The 23,773-nt window shown below is 65.4% G+C and carries 21 protein-coding genes; 8 read left to right on the forward strand and 13 right to left on the reverse strand.

Translation table 11 applies throughout. The features are described from left to right. Positions 1-49: 49 nt before the first annotated feature. The 5 genes from ACZ5XO_RS08865 to ACZ5XO_RS08885 all read right to left on the reverse strand — a co-directional run bounded on the left by ACZ5XO_RS08865 (position 50) and on the right by ACZ5XO_RS08885 (position 4,909). On the reverse strand, positions 50-850 hold the full coding sequence (locus ACZ5XO_RS08865) for a DUF3313 family protein (protein ID WP_464162001.1): 801 nt from the start codon (positions 848-850) through the stop codon (positions 50-52). Between the two features lie 51 nt (positions 851-901). Beyond that, the gene (locus tag ACZ5XO_RS08870) at positions 902-1,465 is read right to left on the reverse strand and encodes a lipocalin family protein (RefSeq protein WP_464162002.1); all 564 of its coding nucleotides are present in this window, start codon (positions 1,463-1,465) and stop codon (positions 902-904) included. A 45-nt stretch (positions 1,466-1,510) separates the two neighbouring features. Beyond that, entirely contained in the window at positions 1,511-2,695 is a 1,185-nt protein-coding gene (locus tag ACZ5XO_RS08875) for a class I SAM-dependent methyltransferase (RefSeq protein ID WP_464164889.1), read from the reverse strand. Positions 2,696-2,771: 76 nt separating this feature from the next. Next, on the reverse strand, positions 2,772-3,575 hold the full coding sequence (locus ACZ5XO_RS08880; RefSeq protein ID WP_464162004.1) for a DUF1365 domain-containing protein: 804 nt from the start codon (positions 3,573-3,575) through the stop codon (positions 2,772-2,774). Next, positions 3,572-4,909: an NAD(P)/FAD-dependent oxidoreductase gene (locus ACZ5XO_RS08885; protein ID WP_464162006.1), complete on the reverse strand. Its 1,338-nt coding sequence runs from the start codon at positions 4,907-4,909 to the stop codon at positions 3,572-3,574. The genes ACZ5XO_RS08880 and ACZ5XO_RS08885 overlap by 4 nt, the downstream gene beginning before the upstream one ends. 163 nt (positions 4,910-5,072) lie before the next feature. Between ACZ5XO_RS08885 and ACZ5XO_RS08890 the strand changes: the two genes are divergently transcribed. The 3 genes from ACZ5XO_RS08890 to ACZ5XO_RS08900 are packed head-to-tail and all read left to right on the forward strand — an operon-like array spanning position 5,073 to position 7,086. After that, the gene (locus ACZ5XO_RS08890) at positions 5,073-5,651 is read left to right on the forward strand and encodes a sigma-70 family RNA polymerase sigma factor (protein ID WP_464162007.1); all 579 of its coding nucleotides are present in this window, start codon (positions 5,073-5,075) and stop codon (positions 5,649-5,651) included. Then, positions 5,648-6,286 carry a cadmium/peroxide/UV radiation responsive anti-sigma factor ChrR gene (gene chrR / locus ACZ5XO_RS08895; RefSeq protein WP_464162008.1) on the forward strand — a complete coding sequence of 213 codons (639 nt, stop codon included), beginning with the start codon at positions 5,648-5,650 and terminating at the stop codon, positions 6,284-6,286. Before ACZ5XO_RS08890 ends, chrR begins: the two co-directional genes overlap by 4 nt. Next, positions 6,283-7,086 (forward strand): DUF1295 domain-containing protein, encoded by an 804-nt coding sequence (locus ACZ5XO_RS08900; protein ID WP_464162009.1) that lies wholly within the window; start codon positions 6,283-6,285, stop codon positions 7,084-7,086. Before chrR ends, ACZ5XO_RS08900 begins: the two co-directional genes overlap by 4 nt. Here ACZ5XO_RS08900 and ACZ5XO_RS08905 read toward each other — a convergent pair. Beyond that, positions 7,083-7,490, reverse strand: coding sequence for a DUF2177 family protein (locus ACZ5XO_RS08905; protein WP_464162010.1), 408 nt, complete (start codon positions 7,488-7,490; stop codon positions 7,083-7,085). The genes ACZ5XO_RS08900 and ACZ5XO_RS08905 overlap by 4 nt on opposite strands. Before the next feature lie 163 nt (positions 7,491-7,653). Beyond that, entirely contained in the window at positions 7,654-8,109 is a 456-nt protein-coding gene (locus ACZ5XO_RS08910) for a carboxymuconolactone decarboxylase family protein (RefSeq protein ID WP_464162011.1), read from the reverse strand. A 155-nt stretch (positions 8,110-8,264) separates the two neighbouring features. Here ACZ5XO_RS08910 and ACZ5XO_RS08915 point away from each other — a divergent pair, with 155 nt between their 5' ends. Beyond that, the gene (locus ACZ5XO_RS08915) at positions 8,265-9,131 is read left to right on the forward strand and encodes a sigma-70 family RNA polymerase sigma factor (RefSeq protein ID WP_464162012.1); all 867 of its coding nucleotides are present in this window, start codon (positions 8,265-8,267) and stop codon (positions 9,129-9,131) included. A gap of 304 nt (positions 9,132-9,435) precedes the next feature. Here the strand turns inward: ACZ5XO_RS08915 and ACZ5XO_RS08920 are convergent, their stop codons facing one another. From ACZ5XO_RS08920 to ACZ5XO_RS08930, 3 genes are read right to left on the reverse strand one after another with little or no spacing between them, the layout of a single operon-like run. After that, on the reverse strand, positions 9,436-10,758 hold the full coding sequence (locus ACZ5XO_RS08920) for an alpha/beta hydrolase (RefSeq protein ID WP_464162013.1): 1,323 nt from the start codon (positions 10,756-10,758) through the stop codon (positions 9,436-9,438). Positions 10,759-10,780: 22 nt separating this feature from the next. Then, a complete protein-coding gene (locus ACZ5XO_RS08925; protein ID WP_464162014.1) occupies positions 10,781-13,828 on the reverse strand; it encodes a TonB-dependent receptor domain-containing protein in 3,048 nt (1,015 codons plus the stop codon). Between the two features lie 59 nt (positions 13,829-13,887). Continuing rightward, positions 13,888-15,243, reverse strand: a complete 1,356-nt coding sequence (locus ACZ5XO_RS08930; protein WP_464162016.1) for a dicarboxylate/amino acid:cation symporter — start codon at positions 15,241-15,243, stop codon at positions 13,888-13,890. A gap of 235 nt (positions 15,244-15,478) precedes the next feature. Here ACZ5XO_RS08930 and ACZ5XO_RS08935 point away from each other — a divergent pair, with 235 nt between their 5' ends. Continuing rightward, entirely contained in the window at positions 15,479-17,293 is a 1,815-nt protein-coding gene (locus ACZ5XO_RS08935; protein ID WP_464162017.1) for a sensor histidine kinase, read from the forward strand. Beyond that, positions 17,293-18,633: a sigma-54-dependent transcriptional regulator gene (locus ACZ5XO_RS08940; protein ID WP_464162018.1), complete on the forward strand. Its 1,341-nt coding sequence runs from the start codon at positions 17,293-17,295 to the stop codon at positions 18,631-18,633. Before ACZ5XO_RS08935 ends, ACZ5XO_RS08940 begins: the two co-directional genes overlap by 1 nt. 166 nt (positions 18,634-18,799) lie before the next feature. Here ACZ5XO_RS08940 and ACZ5XO_RS08945 read toward each other — a convergent pair whose 3' ends face one another. Next, positions 18,800-19,762: a MurR/RpiR family transcriptional regulator gene (locus tag ACZ5XO_RS08945; protein WP_464162020.1), complete on the reverse strand. Its 963-nt coding sequence runs from the start codon at positions 19,760-19,762 to the stop codon at positions 18,800-18,802. A gap of 103 nt (positions 19,763-19,865) precedes the next feature. On the opposite strand from ACZ5XO_RS08945, the gene ACZ5XO_RS08950 reads away from it, so the two are divergent. After that, a complete protein-coding gene (locus tag ACZ5XO_RS08950; RefSeq protein ID WP_464162021.1) occupies positions 19,866-20,846 on the forward strand; it encodes a DUF2268 domain-containing putative Zn-dependent protease in 981 nt (326 codons plus the stop codon). 110 nt (positions 20,847-20,956) lie between these two features. Here ACZ5XO_RS08950 and ACZ5XO_RS08955 read toward each other — a convergent pair whose 3' ends face one another. Continuing rightward, on the reverse strand, positions 20,957-22,111 hold the full coding sequence (locus tag ACZ5XO_RS08955; RefSeq protein ID WP_464162022.1) for a serine hydrolase domain-containing protein: 1,155 nt from the start codon (positions 22,109-22,111) through the stop codon (positions 20,957-20,959). Positions 22,112-22,309: 198 nt separating this feature from the next. Beyond that, positions 22,310-22,552 (reverse strand): hypothetical protein, encoded by a 243-nt coding sequence (locus ACZ5XO_RS08960; protein ID WP_464162024.1) that lies wholly within the window; start codon positions 22,550-22,552, stop codon positions 22,310-22,312. 924 nt (positions 22,553-23,476) lie between these two features. Between ACZ5XO_RS08960 and ACZ5XO_RS08965 the strand changes: the two genes are divergently transcribed. Continuing rightward, positions 23,477-23,644: a hypothetical protein gene (locus ACZ5XO_RS08965; protein WP_464162025.1), complete on the forward strand. Its 168-nt coding sequence runs from the start codon at positions 23,477-23,479 to the stop codon at positions 23,642-23,644. The last annotated feature ends 129 nt before the right edge of the window (positions 23,645-23,773 follow it).

Genomic DNA, 23,773 nt, shown 5'->3' on the forward strand with positions numbered 1-23,773 from the left:
CAGAAGCGGTCAGTGGCTCCTTGCCTGAAATCAAACCTTGAGGGTGCGCTCAAAACTGTTCAGGTTCGGTTTCGGTATTCGTCCGCCCCCCACTTAACCCGGGCTCGTAGAGGCCTGTGGCCATGCCGGCGAGGACGCCCTCCATCCGGACGCGCGGACCAAAGCGCCGACAGGGATCAGCATCGGATATGGATCTCACCGCCCGATCGCTAGGGGCTAGCGCATCGCCGACCATGTCGCCCAAGGGCTCGGCCAGCTGGTGGGCGTCGCCAATGCGCGACAGCGACGGCTTGTCCGTTCCCACCACCATGGCGTCGCGGCGCCAGACTATGGCGGCGGCCTGACGACCGTCTGGCGCCAGGAGCTCCGCTTCCGCGCCAAGGCCGCCCGTGCCCCCCGGCGCCCGGACCTTGATCGGTCCGGGGATGAAGAAGTTGGCGACGGCTGCGGCCGCCGAACCCGCCTGATGCGTCGGCCGGATGTAGGTGACCCCCACCCTCACGGTCCCAGCCAGGGGCTCAGGCTGCTCGGCGATATCGAAACGTTCGCTCAGTTCATAGCAGACTTGACGATCCACCTCGGCCAGGACCGCTTGCCGGTCGCTGTCGGACAGGATGGGTTCCGAAACGCCGAACACCTCGGCCGGCGCCACCCAGAGCCGGGTGATGGTCGAGGCCAGCGCCTCGTCGCGGCGCTGCGCAACCGCGGCGCGCACCACGTCCGTTCGCGGCGTAAGCCCCTCGTAGCTAGTCAAAAAACCGGCGTTGGACGGCGGGCCTCCGCTGGCGCAAGCCCCTGAAGCCAGCGCCAGCGTCGCCGCCCCCAGCCCCCGAAACATCTTGCCCGCCATGGCGTCTCTCCCTCTTTTGACAGGAGATACGCACGACGGCAGCCAGCAGATTTACGGACGATGCCGGGTTTGATGCAACAGAGCGAGATCATAACCCAGCTCTGCCGTCCGGTTCAGGATGGTGGCGCGAACCTCTTGGGAAGGTTTCGCCGTCCGGCTCATCAGCCAGAGATATCGGCCGGAGGGTTCGCCGACGATGGACCAGGAATAGTCGTCGGCATGGTCCAGCACCCAGTAGTCGCCGAGGTAGAAGGGTCCGAAGAAGGAGACTTTCAGCCGTGCATCGCCGCTGTCGGGCGCCACCCGGGCCCTGCCCTCGACCGTCTTCACCGGGCCGTCGACGCCGCCCTGACGACAGGTGTTGAGCACGCCGACAAGACCATCGTCGCGTCTTGTGTATTCCGCCGTCACCCCCTCGCATCCCCGCTCGAACCCGTTTTCGTAGCGGCCGATCTCGTACCAGAGCCCGGCATATCGGCTCAGGTCGACCGTCCTGGTCGGCAGGTGAACATTCGGATTGCCGATTGGGCCACGCTCAAACGTGGCGCAGGCCGACAGTCCAAGGACGCAGGTGGCTGCGGCGACAAGAATGACTGAAGGGCGCTTCAGGCTCATCGGCATATCCGTCATCAACAGGTCAGGGTCAGCAAGGCGCGTTCGCTAGTCGCGGCTCAGGCTCATCTGGATCACATCGGTCCGGCCCGACCGGAAGCCGGCCTCGCAGTAGGCGAGATAGAAGCGCCAGAGACGGCGGAAGCGCTCGTCGAAGCCTGCGTTCCTTCGAGCGATATCGGTCCAGGCGCTCTCGAAACCTCGCGCCCATTCAGCCAGGGTGTCGGCGTAATTGTCGCCGAAACGCTCGACACCCGTTTTTTTCAGGCCAGTCTGCGCCAGCACGGGCGCCAGCCTCGCCTCGGAAGGCAGGCTGCCGCCGGGAAAGACGTACTTCTGGATGAAGTCGGTACGCGCGTCATATTCGTCGAACAGGTCGTCCTGGATGGTGATGATCTGCAGACCCGCACGTCCTCCCGCCTCCAGGACGTCGTGGACCTTCTGGAAGTATACGGGCCAGTATTCGCGCCCCACCGCCTCGAACATCTCGATCGAGGCGACGCGGTCGAACCGGCCCTCCACGTCGCGGTAGTCGACCAGCTGGATATCCGCTCGCTCCGCCAGCCCCGCCTCGAACAGGCGGCGACGCGCATAGTCGTGCTGTTCGCGAGAGATGGTGACACCCGTGACCACGGCCCCGACCTCTCGCGCCGCGAACTCGGCGAATCCGCCCCAGCCGCAGCCGATCTCCAGCACGCTATGTCCCGGCTGAAGGTCCATCATCCGCGCCAGAGCGGCGTACTTGGCGCGCTGGGCGTCCTGCAGCGGCTGTCCCGGCGCCTCGAAACGCGCCGAGGAATAGGTCATCGAGGGGTCCAGCCAGGCGCCATAGAAGGCGTTGCCCAGGTCATAGTGGGCGTGGATATTGCGGCGCGATCCCCGGCGGCTGTTGCGGTTCAGCCGGTGCCCGATACCGTTGACCAACTTCATCAGAGGGTTGCCGTCGAACAGGCGACGAATGTGGTCGTAGTTGTTGACCAGGGTCTCCAACAGGAGCGCCAGGTCAGGCGTGTCCCACTCCCCCGCCATATAGCCTTCCGCAAAGCCGATATCCCCGTTCTTCAGCACACGGGCTGCGCAGCGAGGATCCCGGATGGTCAGGACGGCGGCGTGGCCCGATGTCCGGCCCGTCAGCTGATGGCGGGCGCCGTCCGGAAGAAGGAGGGTGAGCCGCCCCCAGGTCCAGTTGGCGGACAGCAGGCGCACAAGCAGGCCCAGAACCGGAGCCCCCATCCGCTGATCGTTTCGCTCGCCATAGAAGGTGGTGGTCATGTCGTCGGGCGGCCTTTTATTCGGGAACGGCGGATGTTCAACGCGCGAGACGGCTCTCTCGAGCCCGCCGCTGGACTGTGACCGCCTCACGGGCCGGCAGCGGCTGGCGCGTCAGGCGAACGCCCTTGAGCCAGAGTTTCAGGGCCTCCCAGTGGATGGCGGCCACGACCTTGAGGGTCATCAGCGGCAGGGCCAGCGCCGCGGTCAGCAAGGCCCTGTCGTCTAGCGGACGGCGTTCGCCACACATGGCGGCGGTGATCAAGAGCCCCTGGGCGTCCACGCCGTCGATGGTCATGTCCAGCCGGGCGCCCGGCGCGTGACCGCGAAAGACGTAGTCCATCTCCATCCCCATGAAGGGCGAGACATAGAGGGCCTTGGCCGCGCCCTGACGGATCAGGCCCGCCGTCTGGTCCGTTTCCGGCACAGGAATGACATAGGCGTGGCGCACGCCGAAGGTGCTGGTCACCTCATAGACCATGGCCGCCAGCCGACCGTCACCGTGGTGGCAGTAGTAGAGGCTGATCGGATTGAAGACGTAGCCGAGCACACGCGGCATGGTCAGCAAGCGCACCGCCCCTTCGCCGATGTCGATCCCTGCACGACCGAGGAAGGCCTCGATCTGGGGGCGCAACGCCGCGCCGGAGCCGTCGCCGTGATCTCGATCGTGAAAGGACAGCAGGTTGAAACGGTTGCGCGAAAACCAGCGCAGGCCGCGGTCCATTTCGTCGATCTCCGCCAGATCCAGCAGCAGCCAGAAGACGCGATAGTGCAACCGATGCCCCCTTGGCCGCAGCCGCCGATGCATGACGTCTCCGCGATAGAGGGCGGAGGCCTGGGTCACGCCGCCCTCTCCAGGACAGTGGCCGAAGACGGCGACAGGTGGATGCGGCCGCTCTCGTTCTCTACCGACCAGGGGCGTCGCACGCCGCCCAGTTGCTCGGCCACGGCGAGACCGGACTGCAGGCCATCCTCGTGGAAGCCCGCGCCGAAGTGGGCGCCGCAGAACCAGACTCCGCCCTGCCCCTGCAGGCTCCACAACTGTTTCTGGGCCTGAAGGGCGGCGGGGTTGAAGACGGGGTGCTCATAGAGCTCGCTGCGCAACAAGGTGTCGGGCTTTGGCGGACGCGGCGGGTTCAGGGTGACGAAAAGGTCCTGCCCTGGCAGGCCCTGAAGCCTGTTCATCCAGTAGGTGACGCACAGGTCGTCGTCAGCGCCGATATAGTTCCAACTGGCCCAGGCGCGGCGGCGACGCGGCATCAGGCCAGCGTCGGTGTGCAGCACGGTCAGGTTGCGGCTGTAGCGGAAGGCGCCCAGCACCTCCTTTTCCTGCGCGGTCGGCTCGTCCAGCATGGCCAGGGCCTGATCGGCATGGGCGCCTATGACGACCTGGTCGAAGCGCTCGACGCCGCCCTGGCTGTCGTGGATCATGACGCCCTGGCCTGTGCGCCGCACCGCCGTCACGCCGTGGTTCAGCCGTACGTCGCCTATGGCCCGGGCCAGCCGTTCGACATAGGTCCGGCTTCCACCCTCAACCGTCCGCCACAGCGGTCGGCCGATCAGCTTGAGCAGGCCATGGTTGCCGCAGAACCGGATGAAGGCCTCTGCCGGATAGTCCAGCAGCGTGTGGGCTGGCGAGGACCAGATCGCCGCCGCCATCGGCAGCAGATGGTCGTCACGGAAGGCCTCGCTGAAGCCTTCGCGCTTCAGATAGTCGCCCAGCGTCAGGTTTGGGTCGCTCAACCCGCCCAGATCAATCGGCGCCTCACGATAGAAGCGCAGGATCTCGCCCAGCATTGACCAGAAGCGCGGGCGAAGGACATTGCGGCGCTGGGCGAACAGACCGGGCGCCGCGTATTCAAACCGGCCGTCGTCCAGCGACACGGCGAAGGACATGTCGGTCGCGCGGGCCGGCACGCCCAGGTGCTCGAACAGGGCGATCAGATTGGGGTAGGTGGCGTCGTTGAAGCAGATGAAGCCGGTGTCGACGGCGACATCTCCGGTCGCCGCCCCTGCGGTCACGGTATGGGAATGCCCGCCCAGACGATCCGCTTTTTCATAGAGCGTCACCCTGTGGCGCTGCGACAGCAACCAGGCCGACGACAGGGCGGCCACGCCCGATCCGACCACGGCGATCTTGAGCGGGCCATCGAAAGGACGAGCGGACGAATGCGACATGACGGCTCCGAAACGCGCCCGCGCAATCGCTGCAGGCCTGATCGGATTACGCAGCGGCGTCGCAATCGGATTACGAATGATCCAGACATTTTGCCGAAGCGTATTAGGCTGCATGCATGTCGAGGCCGCCTCTTTCAAATCGTCTGACAGGACCCGGCGGCGCATGAGCGCGGACGGGTCCTCGCCGGACGCCTTTGCGCATGACCGCCTGATCGAGGCGGTGGCGTTGCGGCGGGATCGCGAAGCCTTCGCTCAACTGTTCAGCCATTATGCGCCGCGTCTGAAGGCCTGGCTGATCAAGTCAGGCGCGCCCCCTGCCGCCGCAGAAGACTTCGCCCAGGACGCCATGCTGACGGTCTGGCGCAAGGCGGACCTGTTCGACGCGCGCAAGGCCCGGGCCGCGACCTGGATCTTCACCATCGCTCGCAACCGCCGGCTCGACATGCTGCGCCGCGACGCCCGCCCCCTGCCGACGCCCGAAATCGATCTGGCCGAGACCGAGGTGCAGCAACCGGATGACATCCTGTCCGCTTCACAGGACGCCGAACGCATTCGCGACGCCCTGTCGCGCCTCAAGCCCGATCAGGTCGAGGTTCTGCGCCTCGCCTTCTTCCTGGACAGCCCTCATTCCGAAATCGCCCGGCGGCTCGACCTGCCTCTGGGCACCGTCAAGTCACGCATCCGCAACGCCATGAGCAAGCTTCGCCTCATCCTCGAACCGTCCGAGGAGGCGACCCGATGAACCCCGACCGCAACCCGTCCGAAGAACGGCTGCTCGCCTATGCCGCCGGATCGCTCAGCCCGCCCGAGGCCGTGGTCGTCGCCGCCCATCTGGCCCTGCGCCCCGCCAACGACGCCTGGGTTCGCCGCCTTCAGGCCGTGGGCGGTGAGTTTCTGGAGGAGGCCGCGCCGGTGGCCCTGTCCGACCACGCCCTGGCGCGCGCCATGGCGCTCATCGAAACCGATGCCGGCGAAGCCAGGCCGCCGGCGCCGCTCAACGACATGCCCGAACTGCCCGAGCCGCTGCGGCGCTACGCCCTCGGGCCCTGGCGCTGGATCGGCCCCGGCATCCGCGCCCGCGACGTCCACGCCCCGCGCGAAGGCGCCTGCCGGGTCATCCTGCTGAAGATCGATCCGGGTCGCGAGACGCCGCGTCACACCCATGGCGGGGTCGAACTGACCTGCGTCCTGTCCGGCGCCTACGCCACCGAGACCGAACGCTTCGACGTCGGCGATCTGGAGGAAGCCGACCACGACGTGCTGCACCAGCCGCGCGTGGTGTCGGACATTCCCTGCCTCTGCGTCGTCGCCCTGGATGGAGAAATCCAGCTCGACGGCTGGCTGGGGCGGCTGATGCAGCCCTTCGTACGGCTGTGATCGCCCTGCTGCCGCTCTGGTTTGCGGCGGCCCTGTTTCTCGTTCTGGTCATGAGCGCGGCCTGGGCGGTTCAGCGCCGCACCGGCCAAGGCGGATGGGCCGACGCCTTCTGGTCCTTCGGCCTCGGTATGGCTGGCGTCGGCGTCGCCCTGTTTCCTCTCGGCGGCGTGTCGCCGTCATACCGCCAATGGCTGATCGCCGGCCTGATCGGGCTCTGGGGCCTGCGGCTGGGCCTGCATATCGCACGCCGCGCCGCCGGCGAAAACGAGGACGCGCGCTACGCCCGGCTGCGCACCGAATGGGGCGACAGATTCCAGGCCCGGATGTTCGGCTTCCTGATGCTTCAGTCCGGGGCCGCCGCCTTCCTGGCGCTCAGCATACTGCTGGCGGCGCGCAACCCGACGCCCGGGCTGACCCTGCAAGATGGTTTCGCGACCCTGATCTTCATGTCCGCCCTGCTGGGCGAAGGTGTGGCCGACCGTGAGCTGGCCGCCTTCAAGGCTGATCCCGCCCATCGAGGCCGCGTCTGCGACACCGGCCTCTGGGCCTGGTCACGGCACCCCAACTATTTCTTCGAGTGGCTGGGCTGGTGCGCCTGGCCAGTGTTCGCCATCGACGTCAGCGGCGCCTGGCCCTGGGGCTGGCTGGCGCTGACGGGTCCTGCATACATCTACTGGCTGCTGAACCATGTGTCGGGCGTCCCCTTGCTGGAGGCCCATATGCGCCGTTCGCGACCCGACGCCTTCGCCGCCTACGCCGCCCGCACCAGCCGCTTCTTCCTTCGCGCACCGCGTCGCTAAACGACGCGCAGCAGGCGCATGGCCAGGGCGCAGGCGATCGATGACGAAACGGCGCTGACGCAGACGCCCCAAGCCATGTCGATCAGCGACAGTTTCAGACTCCAGGTCTTGAGCGTGGCCAGATTGGTCAGGTCGTAGGTGCCATAGGCGAACAGGCCGAACAGTCCGCCCCACAGCAGCGCCTTCTTCCACCCGCCTTCGGCAAGGCCCGGCAGGACCGCGAAGAGCGTCAGCCCCCCCGCATAGAGCGCATAGAAGGCGGCCGCCGGCGCCAGCCTGAAGTTGTCCGCCAGCATCGAGCCGATCAGGGGGCGGTAAAGCCGGTTCCCCATGCTGCCGAGCCAGGCCGAGTCGATCACGGCGAAGACGAGGAGGGTCAAGATGTAGGGGGCAGCTATATTCACGGCTCAGCTCCATAAGCTCCTGACCGATACGCCCCGAATGCGCTGATGGATCGTTCTTCGGGACATGAATGTCTGAATTGCGCCAGAAGCAGACATTGGCCCGGAGCCGGATTTCGGACTTCCGAAGGTCGCGGCGCCCCCGCCGGAGGCGCCGCCAACGTGATCAGGGTTGCGCCTTCACCGGCAAGCGGAAGGGTGCGCCGAGCCTATTGAACGCATTCATTGCGGCGATCGCGATGGTGAGATCCACCAGATCCTTAGCCTCGAACGCTGCGCTGGCCGCGGCATAGGCCTCGTCCGATGCGTGTGTCTCGCTCACGCGGGTGACTTCCTCAGCCCAGGCGAGCGCCGCCCGGTACGTCGCGGTGAAAAGATGCGGAACTTCTTCCCAAACAGGCAGCAGGATGACCTTGTCGATCGGCATCGTCTTAAGAAGATCCCGGGTGTGTAGGTCGATACAGTGAGCGCAGCCGTTGATCTGCGACACCCGCAGGAACACGAGGTGGATCAACTCTTCCGGAAGGTTAGTTCCGGTCATAACGTAGTGATGGACGCCGTAGAGCGCCTTCGCGCCCTCCGGAGCCACAGAGTGCCAGGTCAGGCGGGTCATCGTCGTCATGGGGAGGTCTCCATTGTCTGCGCCGTCCATCGGCGCGGTGAAGACTTGACGAGGCAGGCCAACGGCATGTGACATCCGGGCGTCTTCACGAAGGACATGTCACACCGCCGACCGTTCGATCGTACTCCTTCGCCGACCACCAGGAACGCTGCGCGATGACGCCGAGGGACTCGAAAACCGAAATCTTCGAAGTGGAACGCCCGCGTCTGCTTCGTCTTGCCTATCGGATGCTCGGCTCGTTCAGCGAGGCCGAGGATGTCATCCAGGATGGCTGGCTCCGCTGGACGGGCGTCAGCCAGAGCGTCGACGCGCCCGCTGCCTATCTCACACGCATTGTCACGCGACTGTGCCTCGACCGCCTGAAGTCAGCCCGGGCGCGGCGAGAGACCTATGTTGGGCCGTGGCTCCCCGAACCCCTGGTGGAGGCGGTCGATCCGGAAGAGACGATCGCCGACGACGTCACAGTGACCCTTATGTTAGCCATGGAGCGTCTGTCACCGCTCGAACGCGCGGCCTTCCTTCTGCACGACATCTTCGAGGTGCCGCTCAAGGAAGTCGCCACCACGCTCGATCGTGAGCCGGCCGCAGTCCGGCAGCTGGCGTCCCGCGCCCGCAGAAACGTCAAGACCGAGCGGAGCCGCTATTCGCTCGGCGCCGCGGAAGCTGACCGGATCGCGCGCGCCTTTTTCGAGGCCGCGCACGGCGGCGACACGGCGAGCTTGGCAGGACTCCTCGCTCGAGACGTCGAGATCCACGCTGACGGCGGCGGCAGGGTGTCGGCGTTCCGCAACATCGTGCGCGGCCTCGACAACGCCCTCCGGCTGTTCAGCCATGCTTCAAGGAATCTGGAACAGCGACCCACCCTGGTCCGCACGGCCATCATCGACGGCCTGCCCGGCTACGTCAGCTATAACCCGGACGGGCGTCTCCAGACGACCGCGTTAGATCTCGAAGATGGACGGATCCGCGCGATCTACATCGTCCGCAATCCAGACAAGCTGACGCACGTCACGGCAGGCTAGCCGCTCAGAGGCTGAAACGCGCCAGAAGCGGACATTGGCATCACTCCAAAATCCGGACTTTCAGTCGAGGTGGGAAAGCGCATTCCCACCACCTGGTTTGGCGTCCATGTCCGCCCGCCTACTCACCGATCCAGGAGGAGGTCATTGGCTTGGCCGCCGTGCTCGACTGATCGACGACATGGTCAATCTGAGAACCTTCGGCTGACCGACCGTTCCGCAGGCATCGGCCAAGCGTCAGCCGTCCTCAGGGGACGCCCCGCTCATAGCGGCACCGTTGGGACCAGATGGGCCTCTTGTTAGGTGCTCAACGTCCCGTGGTCGGCCTGTATTCTTCGTCGAACAGGCACGCCGCTCCGTACCGGGGGCTGGCGGCTTCGCAGAGCGTAGCCACGGAACGGGGATCGGGCTTGGCGCCCTGGTCGATCCAGGCCATCAGGGCTTCGAAGACGGCCACATATTCCGGCGCGTTGAGGGCGCTGTGCTCGGCTTCATTGGTGAAGGTCTGGACCAGCAACTCTGACCGTCCCGCCGCCGTCACCCTGTCGCGATAGGCGGCCTGATGCCAGACGAAGGCGGTAGGGTCATACTTGCCGTGGATGGTTACCGTCGGCGCGACGATCAGGCCTGACAGGTCGGCGTCATAGGCCAGACGCGCCACCGCCATGGGCTCGGCGGTAAACCGCTGCACCCCGGCGTTCAGGGCCGCGTCGTCGTGCGAACCGGCGTAGACGGTATTAATGTTGGAAAACGGGCTAAGCCCGTCCAGCCGACGTTGCACCAGATCCTGAAACAGGAAGGTGCCCCAGGCCATGTGGCCAACCAGTTGATCCTCCTCGACGCCGACCACGGTCAGAATATCGGCCAGACGTTGCTTCTGTTCGGGCGAACGCTCGTCTTCGGACAGGCCGACGCCGGTGCAGGTCTTCACGCGGTCCGCCAGTTGGGCGCGGGTCATGCGCGCGCCATCGGGCAGCCCCTGCCAGAGCGGATACTGCACCTCGTCGGGCGCGGGGTGATTGTGGCAGTAGTACTGATAGACGGCGCGCAGATCGGCGCGAAATTTATAGGCCTCGGTCCCGCCGGCCAGAACGCCGCTCGTCAAGACGACACCGTCCCAGACGACCTGGCCCTCGGCGTCGCGGGCATAGAGTTCAGCCGCCTTGGCCGCGACGTTGCCGCCCCAGGACTGTCCGTGGAGAATGGTGCGGCGCGGACGGCCGAAGGCGTCCCAGAAAATCTGCCGCAAGTCATCAGTGTCCTCGGCCGCCATACGCACGCCGTAGCCGCCGCGGCGATAGGTTGAACCCGCCCAGGCGAAGCCCTCTTTCACCGTCATGGAGAAGCGTTCCAGATCCTCCAGGGGGTCGTCGGCCCTGGGCGCGCCCGTTCGCGGCCCTCCATGCGCATGGACGATCAGCGATCGGTTCCAGTTCTCCGGCACGACGATCCAGTAGTAACCGCCCTTGGCCGCCTGCCCCGACCAGCAGTGCGCCTGCTGCGAAAGAAAATCAGGACAGACGGCCGGGGCGGGCGCCGACGGGGAGGAAACCGTCGGCGCATCCTGGGCGACGGCGAAGGGCGCGCCTGCGAGTGCGACAGCAAACGTGCCTGCAGCGATCCTGAACATGCGCATCCCTTCGCTCCCCCGATCAGAACGACTTGCTGGCGTTGACGTACCAGTAGCGCCCCCACGGACTGTGCACCGATCCGCGATAGCCGTTATCCGCCAGCGGCGGCCCCTGATCCGTCAGATCGCGCACGCCCAGGCGCAGCCGCGTCTCGGCCGGGAATTCATAATCCACATAGGCGTTGATCGTCTGACGCGAGTCGACCACCCAGGCCTCGTTGGAAGCGCCCAGCAGGCCGGGCTGGTCGAAGTCGCTGATGTACTGGCTCGACACCCCGGCGCGGATCGGACCCTTGCGCCACGTCAGGCTGGCGTTGACCCGCCATTCCGGCCGACCGTTCTGGCCCACCAACTGAGCCGTTTCCGGCAGGGTGGTTCCGGCGTTGATCGTGCCTGCGGCGCGGGCGGCGTAAAGAGCGTTCACGATGTCGCCGGGATCGCGCGAGAACTCGTCCAGCTTGCTGGCGTTCACATTGACGATGAAGGTGCCAAAACGCGTGCGCCGCAGCGACCAGTTCATCCCCAGGTCCAGACCGCTGACCGTCTGCGGTTGCAGGTTGATGAAACGATCGTTGATGGAGATCACCTCCCCCACCGGCGTCAGGCCCGTGCTCTCGAACAGCAAGATGTCCTCCGGTGTCGGGTCGCGGCGGTTCACCAGCGGATTGGAGCCGCCCTCGACGCGGTTCAGATAGTCCAGGGCCAGGGCCGTCTGCGCCCCCAGCAAGCCGACGATCTTCTCCTGCTCGATACGCCAGCGATCGATGGTGAAGGTGAAGGCCCCGAAGCGATCGGGAATGAAGGACGGCTGCAGCACCAGGCCATAGGAGCTGTTGGTGCTCTCCTCCGGCTCGAGATCAGGGTTGCCCGCGACCAGCAGAGACGCGCCCGACGTGTTCTGGGAGCAGGCCGAGAAGTTGGCGATACGGCCCGCACGCAGGTCGGCCTCGCAGCGGACATAGTCAACGCCGCTGGCCAGACGCGAATACTGGGTGGCGTTGGTCTGTTCGAGGTTGGGCGCGCGGAAACCTTCGGAGTAGGAGCCCCGGACGCGAACGCCCGGCACGACATCCCAGGCCACCGCCACCTTGGGCTTGGCCACCGAACCGAAGTCCGAATAGTGCTCGTAACGACCTGCCAGCTGCATATCCAACTGATAGATCAGAGGAATATTCATCTCCGGCGAGACCAGGGGCAGAGCGAACTCGATATAGGTCGAAAAGACCTCCCGGCTGCCCTTGGTGTCGGGATTGGGACTGACCGCCGAGACGTTCGACAGGTTGGTTTCGCCGGTCACCATGTCGGTGAAGGTGAAGGTCCCGTCCACATTGGCGTCGCGATCATCCTCTTGGGTCTCACGACGCGCCTCGATGCCGACAGCCATGCCGACCGGTCCGGCCGGCAGGTTGAACAGATCGCCGCGCGACAGCTTGAAGTCGGCCATGGTCAGGGTGGTGCGCGACAGGCGACGCATGTCGAAGACGATGGCGTCGATCGCCGCCTGCGAACTGGTCGAACAGTCGCCGTAACTGGTGGTGGCCACGCAGCCGCCGCTGAAGGGGTTGTAGGCATCGGGCGTGGACAGGGCCAACTGCTTCTGCAGCACCGTCATATTGATGTTGGGCGAAACATCCTCGGCCTCGGCTTCCGAATAGACCAGAGCCGTTTCCCAGTCGAAGCCGCGCCACTCACCTCGCAGACCACCCAGCAAACGGGCCTGATAGTTGTCGACCCTGACCACCTGGAAGCCGGTGTCGACGAAACGGTAGTTGGTCATCAGAACCGGCAACCCGGCCGCCGGCACGCCGGTCAGACCGGGCAGACGATTGGGGTTGGCGGACCCGTCGGCGAAGGTCACGGGGCCGAACGGGTTGTAGTAGTTGCTGGCCGGGATCCAGATCTGGTTCAGGTTGACCACCGGCGGCTGCACGGCGCGGCTGTGCGCGCTGTAATAGCCGATCTCGCCAAAGGCCTCGACGCTGTCGGTCAGGTCATAGCGACCGGTCAGGAAGAGGTTCAGCCGCTCGACGGAAGGACGCACCGTAGTCTCATGACGCGTGTCGTAACGCATGTCGCGGTTGGTGGTGTTGAAGTTGTGATTGCCGCTGGACAGGCAGATGTCGCCGCCCACCTCGACACCGCAGCCGAAGCTGGACGGTTGGAAGCGGAAGGCGCCGGCCGAGTTGGTCACGGCGGTCCCGTTAGAGCGGATCACCGCCCGCGATCCGACCGACAGACGCGCCCAGGGCGTATGCGACGACCGGCCGTCCAGCGACTGCACCCCGGCAAAGTCCTCGTAGTCCGCGAACAAGGGCCGGATGTCGTCCGAGCGGGTGAAGTCCTGATCCGACGCCCACAGGGCCGTGCGCTGAGCGTAGTTGGCGAAGAGTGAGACATTGCCGCGTTCGAAGTTCTTGCCGGTAAACAGGTTGAACTCGGTGTCGCGCATCTGCGTGCCTTCGGCGCCGCCGTAGCGGGCGCTGACCGTCAGACCATCGATGTTGTCACGCAGCACGGTGTTGACCACGCCCGCCACCGCATCCGCGCCATAGATGGCGGCGGCGCCGTCCAGCAGCACCTCCAGTCGTTCTAGACCCGAAACGGGGATGGCGTTGGAGTTGTAGCTCAGCACCGGCACCGTGCCGGTGTCCGAGGTGCCCTGACTGGTCGGGTGCTGCACCAGACGACGCCCGTTCAGCAGAACCAGGGTGTTGCCCACGCCCAGCGAGCGCAAGTTGACCGAGTTGACGTCGCCGCGCGCCGAGTTCGAAGTCTGCGGGTTGTTGGCCGAGTCAAACAGGACGTCGCCCATCTGCGGAATGGTGCGCAGCAGCTCGTCGCCGGTGGTGGCGCCGGTGGCCTCGATCTGCTCGCGGTCTGCGACCACCACAGGCAGGGCCGCCGTGGTGCGGGCCCCGCGAATATTGGTGCCGACGACAACCACGTCCTCGACCTGGGACGCCGGCTCGCCGCCGCTCTCGGAAGACGCCTCCTGCGCTTGCGCCATTCCCGCGAACAGGACCGCAGAGGCCGTGGTCGCCATCAAGGCGATCTTCGAATGCATTTTCATTTTCCACTCCCTGTGCGCCGCCTGTTGCCGACGGTCGCGGTTTTGAAATTCTTCTTGTTTCAGTCGTCAGCGAGAACGAGATCATCGCCAGGCCCCGCCGCCGGATCAGGCGACGCCGCCAGGGGTTGAGGACCGCCGTCCAGCGCGGCCTTCAGCGCATCGCGGTCCAGTTCGCCTTCCCAGCGGGCGACGACGATGGTCGCCACGGCGTTGCCGATGAAGTTGGTCAGGGCCCGGCACTCGCTCATGAAGCGGTCGATGCCCAGGATCAGGGCCATGCCCGCGACCGGCACGGCCGGCACCACCGACAGCGTCGCCGCCAGGGTGATGAAGCCGGCGCCGGTGATCCCCGCCGCCCCCTTGGACGACAGCATGGCGACCAGCAGCAGCAGGATCTGATCCTGCAGGCTCAGGTCGATGTTCAACGCCTGGGCGATGAACAGCGCCGCCATCGTCATGTAGATATTGGTGCCGTCCAGATTGAAGGAATAGCCGGTCGGCACGACCAGACCGACCACCGACTTGGACGCCCCTGCCCGCTCCATCTTGGAGATCAGGCTGGGCAGGGCCGCTTCGGAGCTGGAGGTGCCCAGCACCAGCAACAGTTCCTCCTTCAGGTAGCGGATCAGTTTCAGGATGTTGAAACCGTTGGCCACGGCCACCAGGCCCAGAACCCCGACCACGAAGATGGCGGCCGTCAGATAGAAGGTGGCGATCAGCGCGAACAGATTGGCCACCGAGGCAATGCCATAGGCGCCGATGGTGAAGGCGAAGGCTCCGAAAGCGCCGATCGGCGCCGCCTTCATCAGGATGGCGACCAGCTTGAAGAAAGCTGCGCTGACCGATTCCAGAAAGGTCATCACCGGCTTGCCCAGATCGCCGATCATGGCCAGGGCGATGCCGAACAGGATCGAAACGAACAGAACCTGCAGGATGTTGCCGGTCGAGAAGGCGCTGACGACGGTGTCGGGAATGATGCCATTCAAGAAACCGACGATGGTGCTCTCATGCGCGGCCTGGGCGTACTGCGACACCGCGCCGGCATCCAGGCTGGCGGGGTCGATGTTTAGGCCACGGCCCGGTTGCACCAGATTGGCGACAATCAGGCCGACGATCAGGGCCAGGGTCGAGAAGACCAGGAAATAGCCGAACGCCTTGGCCGCGACGCGACCGACCCGACCGATGTCGCGCATCCCGGCGATGCCGGTGACGATGGTCAGGAAGATGACCGGCGCGATGACCATCTTCACCAGCTTGATGAAGCCGTCTCCCAGGGGCTTCAGGCTCTCGCCGAAGGTCGGCCAGAAGTGACCGATGGCGCCGCCGAGGACGATGGCGACCAGCACCTGGAAGTAAAGATGCCGATAGAAGGGGCGGCGCACGACGGCCGCCGTCTCTGACGCGATAGGGATCAAGAAGGTTGCTCCTGACAGCGAGCCCAGACGCTCGCGGATTTCCTCGGCGTGCTCTTCGTCACGCTTGCGCCTCAGTCTGCGTCAGGGTTCACGGGCGACCAACACGCGCGCAAACATCAACCAACATACTGATACATAATAATTTTTAAGAATCCCGGCGCTTCTCCAGACAAGAAATGTGCGGAAAATCATCCTCGAACATGGCTTATTTGTGCGAAATATCGCACACACATCCATGCCCCAGTCGCCCCCCATCCCAAACCGTCTGGCCTTGGCGCTGCCGGCCTTGGCATGGCTGATCGTCAGCCTTGCGGGGGCCTACGCCGCCGGCGAGACGGCCCGTCGAAGCGCCGAGGTCGCACTGGCTCGGCAATCGGAAAACGCCGCCGCGCTGCATGCCGCGGTCCTGCGCAGCGAGCTTGAGAAGTATCGGTCCCTGCCGCCCGCCCTGGCCACGGACCCCGACGTGGCTCGCCTGCTGAACGCGCCGGATGGCGCAGATACGACCACGCTGAATCAACGACTCGAGACCCTGGCCGATCAGACGCGCGCCTCGGCCATCTATGTCATCGCCGCCGACGGCGTGACTCGCGCCGCCAGCAACTGGCGTCAGCCCATCAGCTTCGTCGGAGCCGACTACAGCTTCCGCCCCTACTTCATCAAAGCCATGCGTGAAGGCTCCGCCGAGTTCTTCGCCCTGGGCACCGTCAGCCGAACGCCCGGCCTCTTCCTGGCCCGGCGCGTCTCGGATCGAGGCGGGCGCGCCCTGGGCGTGGTCGTGGTCAAGGTCGAGTTCGACGCCCTGGAGGCCGAATGGCGCGCTTCAGGCGAGCCGGCCTATGTCGCCGACCCTGGCGGCGTGATCCTGATCACCAGCGTTCCGGCTTGGCGTTTTCGCACCCTGCGCCCGATGGACGCCGCCAGCCGCCGTTTGACTCTCGCCGATCAGACCCTGGGGCACGGAGCCCTGACGCCTCTGGACTTCCAGACGCCGTCGGACGGACGCTCACAGTTGGTCGAAGCCCCGATCGACCGCGCCGTTCGTCCCTGGATGCATGCCTCATCCCAGACAGCGACTCCCGGCTGGACCCTGCATCTGTTGACGCCCACGCGCGGCGCGATCGAGGCAGCCGTCGCCAACGCACGCGCCATCGCCGCCCTGATCATCACCCTCGTCTTCGGCGTCCTGGCCGTCTTGCTGCTCCGCCGCCAGCAAGCCGCCGCTCGCCATCGCGCTGCAGAAGCCGCGCGTCAGGATCTGGAACACCGCATCGCCGAACGGACCCGCGACCTCAGCGAGGCCAACGAGGCGCTGAACCGTCAGATCGAGGAACGCATGCGCGCCGAGGCCAGCCGCGAGGCTCTGCGCGATGAACTGGTGCAGGCTGGAAAGCTGGCGGCTCTGGGACAGATCGCCGCCGGCGTGGCGCATGAAATCAATCAACCCGTCGCCGCCATCCTCACCCAGGCCGAAACCGCGACCGCCTGGCTGGAGCGTGATCAGGCCTCCAAGGCGGTCCGCGCCCTGAGCCGCATCGGCGACCTGACGACCCGCATAGGCGCCATCACCCAGGAACTGCGCGCCTTCTCCCGCAAGAGTCAGCCCAGCGTGTCGCCGGTCTCGGTCAACGAAGCCGTCGACGGGGCCCTGCTGCTGCTCGGCGGTCGCTTGCGGCAGGCCGGGGTCCGCCTGGTCCGCCACAAGGCCCCCGACGCCTTCGTCCTGGCGGACCGGTTCCGATTGGAACAGGTCATCGTCAATCTGATCCAGAACGCGCTTGAGGCGCTGGAAGGCGTTGCGAGCCCCTCCGTCACCCTGTCCGTCAAATCCGTGGGGGATGGAGTGGAGTTGATCGTGGCCGACAACGGCCCCGGTCTGCCCGATGCGATCCGCGAACAGCTCTTCACGCCCTTCGTCACCAGCAAGGCCAATGGACTGGGCCTTGGGCTGGTCATCAGCCGCGACATCGTCGCCACCTTCAAGGGCGAGCTGAATCTGCGCCCCAGCGACACGGGCGCCGTCTTCGTCGTCACCCTGAGGAGCGCATAATGGACTTTCCGCGTCTCGACGCCGTTGCCCTGATCGAGGACGACGACGATTTCCGCACCGCCCTGGTCGAACGCCTGGAACTCGACAATCTGAAGGTTCGCGCCTTCCGCACCGCCGAGGCGGCTCTGGCCGAGATCGACGCCGACTTCGCCGGCGTGATCGTCACCGACCTGCGCATGCCCGGAGTGGACGGTCGCCAGGTGCTCAGCCGCCTGCAGACGCTGGATTCCGCCCTGCCCGTCATCCTGATCACCGGCCATGGCGATATTGCTGAAGCGGTCGCCGCCATGAACGCGGGCGCCTATGATTTCGTGGCCAAGCCCTTCGCCTTTGAACGCCTGCGCGAAAGCCTGAAACGAGCTCTGGAGAAAAGAGCTCTGGTTCTCGACAATCGCCGCCTGACCGCCCTGTCGTCCGAAGCGGGCTTGGAATTGCCGCTGCTGGGCGAAAGCCAGGCGATTCGGCGCTTGCGCGCCACCATTGCCCAGATCGCCGATGCGCGCATGGACGTCCTGATCGAGGGTGAAACGGGCTCGGGCAAGGAGGCCGTCGCGCGCGCGCTTCATTACAACGGACGACGACGCCTTCAGCCCTTCGTGGCGGTGAACTGCGGCGCCCTGCCCGAAGGCCTGATCGAAAGCGAACTGTTCGGTCATGAACTGGGTGCCTTCGCCGGTGCCATGCGCCGTCGCGTCGGACATATCGAACGCGCGCATAACGGCACGCTATTCCTTGACGCCGTCGACACCATGCCCCTGTCGGTTCAGGTCAAGATGCTGCGCGTCATCGAAGAGCGCGAGATCCATCCCATCGGGTCCGATGCCCCCCGTATCGTGGACCTGCGCGTCCTGGCCTCGTCGACCGGCGATCTGAGCGAGGCGGTCGCCCAAGGTCGGGTGCGCGAGGACCTCTACTACCGCCTCAACGCCGTGCGCCTGCGTATGCCGCCCCTGAGAGAGCGCCGCGAAGACATCCCCCTGCTTTTCGCCAGTCTGCTGGCTCGCGCCCAGATCGGCCCTGACGGCGTCGCCCCCGTCATCACCGATGAGATTCGTTCAAGACTTCTGGAGTCGTCCTGGCCCGGCAATATTCGTGAATTGTCACACTTTGCGCAGCGCTTCGCCCTTGGCGTGGAAGGCCATGAAAGCGGGCCCAGCGGACCCGGGCGCGGGCTTGCCGAACGCATAGCATGCTTCGAAAGCCGCATCCTTCAGGATACGCTTAAAGCCCTGGACGGCGACATCGCCGAAACCCTCGTGCACCTGAGAATTCCGCGCAAGACGCTCTATGACAAACTGAAGCGGCATGGTCTGAAACCAGCCGAATTCCGTCGTCACTAACAGTCCCCAACTCCAGATGAGGGCTTCAATGCAGCAGAAGCGGTCACTGCAGCTCTGTCCGAAAGGCGATTTTCGATCCTCGCGCGGAGGTCCGATTCCCTGCAGGGCGCCTATGGCCGGGCTCGACCCATTGCTGACATCGGTTCAGCATTTTCTGCTGCCTCACCTAACGCCCGCCCGCTTCTTCGCCCCGGACCGCTGACGGCGGTCCGGGGCGCGGCGTGATCACAGCGTCGCCGAGCAGGGAGGTCAGGCGGGCCGAGCGCCGCATCACGGCCTGCTCGCCCAGGATGTCGGCGGTCCCGCGCAGCAGGGCGTCGATCGCGGCCACGGCACCCGCCCCCGCCCCGGACAGGACGAAGCCCGGCTTGCGCGGGACCACGATGCCGACCTCGCAGAAGGGAACGAGCGGAGAATCAGGACCGTCCGTGATCCCGATGACCGGCACGCCCTGCTCCTTCAGAACGACGGCCGTGGTCAGGGTCGCCTCGGAATAGCGGGCGAAGGCGATCTGCAGGGCGGCGTCCTCCGGCCCGGCGTCGAGCAGACGCCGCTTCGCCCCCTCCAGCCCGGCCCCGTCGACCAGAGCATGACAGTCGGGCCGCAGGGCCGACAGGCAGAACTGGGCGTACTGGGCCAGGAAGGCGCTGCTGCCGAAGCCGACCAGATAGACCCTGCGCGCGCCGGCCAGACGCGACGAAGCCCGGGCGAACTCTCCCCAGCCGCCTAGGGGGGCGATGCGTCGCAGCCGGGCGGCGTCGTCCTCCAGCGACAGGCGCCAGGGATCGCCGGAAGTTCGCGCCTCGGCGATGACGTCTCCGAAATTCTCGATCGACCGCAAGGTGTCGCGCAGATCTTCGTGCAGCAGCCGCTTCAGTTCGGGATGGCCCGGCAAGCCCAGCCGGCCCGCGAAGCGGTTCGCCGTCGCCTCGGACACGACGGCGGCCTCCGCCAGGTCCTTCAGCGTCATCAAGGCCGCCTCATGCGGAGACGACAGGATGACGTCGGCCACGCGCCGATGCCCCGCGCTCAGGCCGAGATAGCGCTCGGTGATGAGGTCGAAGATCGGGGCCGGCGGATGATCGGGAGCGGTCACGACCATGGATGTAGCGCCGTTCGTTTCGGGCATGCGACGATAATTATCATGCATCGACGTATACATGATGCATGTTTTCTTTCATACGGCCGCCATGCATCGCCGCGAACGAACGGCGAGCCAACAGGGAAACCCGATGCGCATCATCCTGTCCGCCGTCTCCGCCCTCGTTCTTCTGGCGACAGCCCTGCCGGCCACGGCCCTGACGCCGGCCTCGCCGTCGGCGGTCCGGGTTACGGACGACGACGTCGCCCGCTTCTGGATCGCATATGACGCCGTGCGGGCGACGCAGGACCCGGCGGAGCAGCGCGACCTGTTCCAGCGCCTCTACATCGACCAGGGAACGCCCGGCCTGGCCGCCTTCATGGAGGCCAAGGGCTATACGGCCGACACCTATCTGAACGCGATCCGCGCCTATCCGAAATACTGGGACACGGTGCGGCCGCGCACCGCCTTGGCCGCCGGGGCGCTGGATCGGCTGGAAGGCCACCTGGCCCGCCTGCACGCCCTATACCCGGACCTGCGTCCAGCCGGGGTCTATTTCGAGATCGGCGCCCTGCGCTCGGCCGGGACCGCCAAGGGGGACAAGGTGCTGATCGGCGTCGAGATGGCCGCGGGCGACGACAGCGTCGACGTCTCCCAGATGCCGCCGGGCCTCCAGCGCTTCTTCGGGACCTATTTCGCCAGCCGCCCGCTGGACAACCTCGACCTGCTGGCGACCCACGAGTTCGTGCACACCCAGCAGAACGGCGAGCGACAGACCCTGCTGGGCCAGGCCGTCTATGAGGGCGTCGCCGACTTCGTGGCCGAAAAGGCCGCCGGCCGCCTGCCTGACCTGCCCTATGTCGCCTACGGCCCTGCCAACGACGCGACGATCAAGGTCGCCTTCCGCAAGGACATGATGGAGAACGACTACAGCGGCTGGCTGTACAACGGGATAAACAACGCCTTCGGCGTGGCCGACCTGGGCTACTACGTCGGGTATGCGATCACGCATCGCTATTACGAGCTGGCGGCGGACAAGGCCCTGGCGATCAAGACCATGCTGGAACTGGACTACGCTGACCAGGCAGCGGTCCAGGCCTTCGTCGACGCCTCGGGCTATTTCGACGAATAGGCGACGCAGGCGGCGCATTCCCGGCCGCCTTGCACTACATGGCGCGAATATCCGCCCTCCCCATCCCAGGCGAACTTCGGTTCACGACCCGTTGCGGGACCTTTGCTGCTTCACGCACCGGCCGCGGTCGCGCCTGCAGGAACTTCCGAGAAAGCCCGCCCGACCTGCTCACGAAGAGGCTGGAGGCGGGTAAATCCCCGATTGGTGAGAATGACAAGCACGGCGTCCTGATCCGGCAGTTGCTCGAAGTCGGCGATATAGCCGTTAGTGCCGCCACTGTGCCCGACCATGGTCTGACCAGCCGCCGAAGAAACCACCACGCCCAGCCCATAACCCTTGGCGCCCACCACAGCCTTGCCCTCCCGGCTCACGACCGGCGCAGCGCGCATCTCGGTCAGGCTTTCCGGCTTCAGCAATCGGCCTTCATCCAGGGCGCGGTCGAGCGCAAGCATGTCTGCAAGACTGGCGCGAACCGCCCCCGCGCCAAGTTGAATAAAGGCCCAGTTCTGGGCGTGGGCAAGAGCGCCGGGCGCCCCGTTAAATCCGATGGCCAAACCTTCTTCCTGCACCGCCACCGGGTGACCAGCGACCATGTTGGGCGCTTCCACGCTGGCGGTCGTCATGCCGGCCGGCTTGAGCACCAGTTCATCAAGAACGCGGTCAAAGGGCGCTCCCCGGGCCGCAGCCGCTGCGTGCGCGAGAAGCTCGAAACCGAAATTATTGTAGCGGAAGTTCTCGCCAGGTTCTTCCAGAGGGCGGGTGGCGTCCTCCGGGAGATCTATCAGAACCGCCTTCATCGCCGTCGGGTGATCAACGCTGAAACGCGCCAGCATGGCCTCCGTCAGGTCCGGCAGGCCCGAGGTGTGGTTCAGCAGGTTACGCACGGTGACGCCGGCCCAGCTCGAAGGCGCATCGGCGAGATAGCGACTGATCGGAGCGTCGAGATCCATCTCGCCGTTTTCGCACAGGCGCAGGATGGCAATGGCCGTCAGATACTTGCTGGTCGAGAAGATCTTGAACCGCGTTTCGGGTGTGTTGGCGACGTCGTTGACAGGGTCGGCCTGGCCACAGACATGCTGGAACAGCATCTCGCCGCGTCGCGCCAAAGCGAACACCCCGGAAAATTCACCAGCCTCGCACGCCTTGACGAGTTGCGCTTCGAGAGGCGCGAAATCAGGTCGCTCTGCTGCAAGGACCGCCACGGGCGATACGAGAAGCAATGAGGCCAATGCGCCGGCGGTAAGACTATGCTTTATACGGGTCATGACCGCAGCCTAGAGAGCGGTCCGTCCTCACCTCAAGTGAAGCTTGAGTCAGGTTGCGGCCATTATCGTGACGAACAGCGCCTCGCCAAAAGGCGCTGCCGGATGCCAGTTGGACGACCTAAGTTTGCATTCAGCGCTAAGGCCCAGGACCGAAAACGACCCATTGGGGACTTCACCCTGACTCAAGATCGAGCGTCTTTACGCCAAACGCCAGCCGAGCAGTTGGCCCGAACCTAGCATTACATCCACGACGTCGCCGATCAGGCTGACCTCTGGTGATCTTCCGCTCGCCCGGAGAACATCCAACTCGTGGCCGTTCGCCAGCCGAACTCGACGCCCCCCCAGTGGAAGAAGGGCGACCACTTCCGCGGCCATGGTGATGGGGTGATGTCCGACGGGGGTCTTCCGCGCCGTGATCTCGTGAAGTTTCATGGTGGTCATTGCACTGCTCCGCTGGCCGGTCTTGGGCCGGTCGCCCGATAAAAATGTCGGAGCCAGAAGGCTTCCCGGCGCCGAAACGACGACTAGCTGTATGAAAAGGATGTGCGCGCGAGCAGCCGTGGGCCCTGCCACAATTCGAGCGCTGGAGCGGCGTGGCGAGAACACGCCATTTCCGCAACGGCGCATTCGTCTGACAGACAGTCTACTTCAGTCACGCCGATTAGCTCGCTCGCCAGACCAAAGCGAAATATGCGGTAGAGGTTCATAAGACAGCTCCTGCCTTCAGGCGGGAGTGTGCGGCGTGCGGTACCGATCTCTTCCAGTCGCTGGCGCCCGAATATTTTGGCCTACGATGCACGAACCATAGCATAACTTCTGACTTAACCCGACACTATTCGTTCTTTCTGGCCTGGACGCCAAAGTTCGCTTTCGACGCCGAAGCCCAAGACCGCATTCGCCCCATAGCGTCCGGGTCTATTCGATCTTGTCCTGAGAAGTCGTGGAGCCGGTTTCTGCGCACCAAGGCGATAGGCCATGATGGTCTCCAGTTCAGGTTGCGGGGGTGTTTCTTTTCGGGCGGCCTGAACCGCCAATGCTCACAGGTGTTGCGCTCGCATGTGCATCGCCTGTGAGGACTTCATCAAAGAGCGGGACAGGTATGCTCGACTTTCGCGGGCCGTGTCCCACGATCGCGCCCGAGCGGCGCTCGCTGCATTAATCCTTGAACAGGAGGAGGCGATTGCTCGGCTTCACCCGCCTCCGGCATCAAACGATGGATAAGCCAGGGGATATGTGCCACTGCTTTCTGCCTGCCGATCAACGGTAGAACGCGAGCTGAAAACCATCGGTTTTGCCCCGCCAAATCGCCTCTCCGATGGGGAGGGCGCTATGGTGGAAGCAGTCATTCTTCGTTGCAGGCGATTGATGCCTGATCGGCCGGATCGCATCTGGTACGAGTATGCGCCGCTAGTGAACGGCAGGCCCAAGCGGCGGCCCACCCACATGATGGCCACCTTTGAAAGCGCCTCGGCTCTTGCCGTGCGATCAGGCTTCACCGTCCAGCCCGATGTGATTAATTATCGCGTACCCTAGGCTGCGCTGGCGACACGGGGGGTGAAATGGAAAAGCGACCAGAGGCCGGACTGGTCTTCTTGCTCATCATCGCAACAGGTGTATTCGCCGTCCTGGGCGTGATCATGCTCTGGGAGCGGACAAGATCGC

It is taken from the genome of Brevundimonas sp. T2-11, from assembly GCF_055397675.1.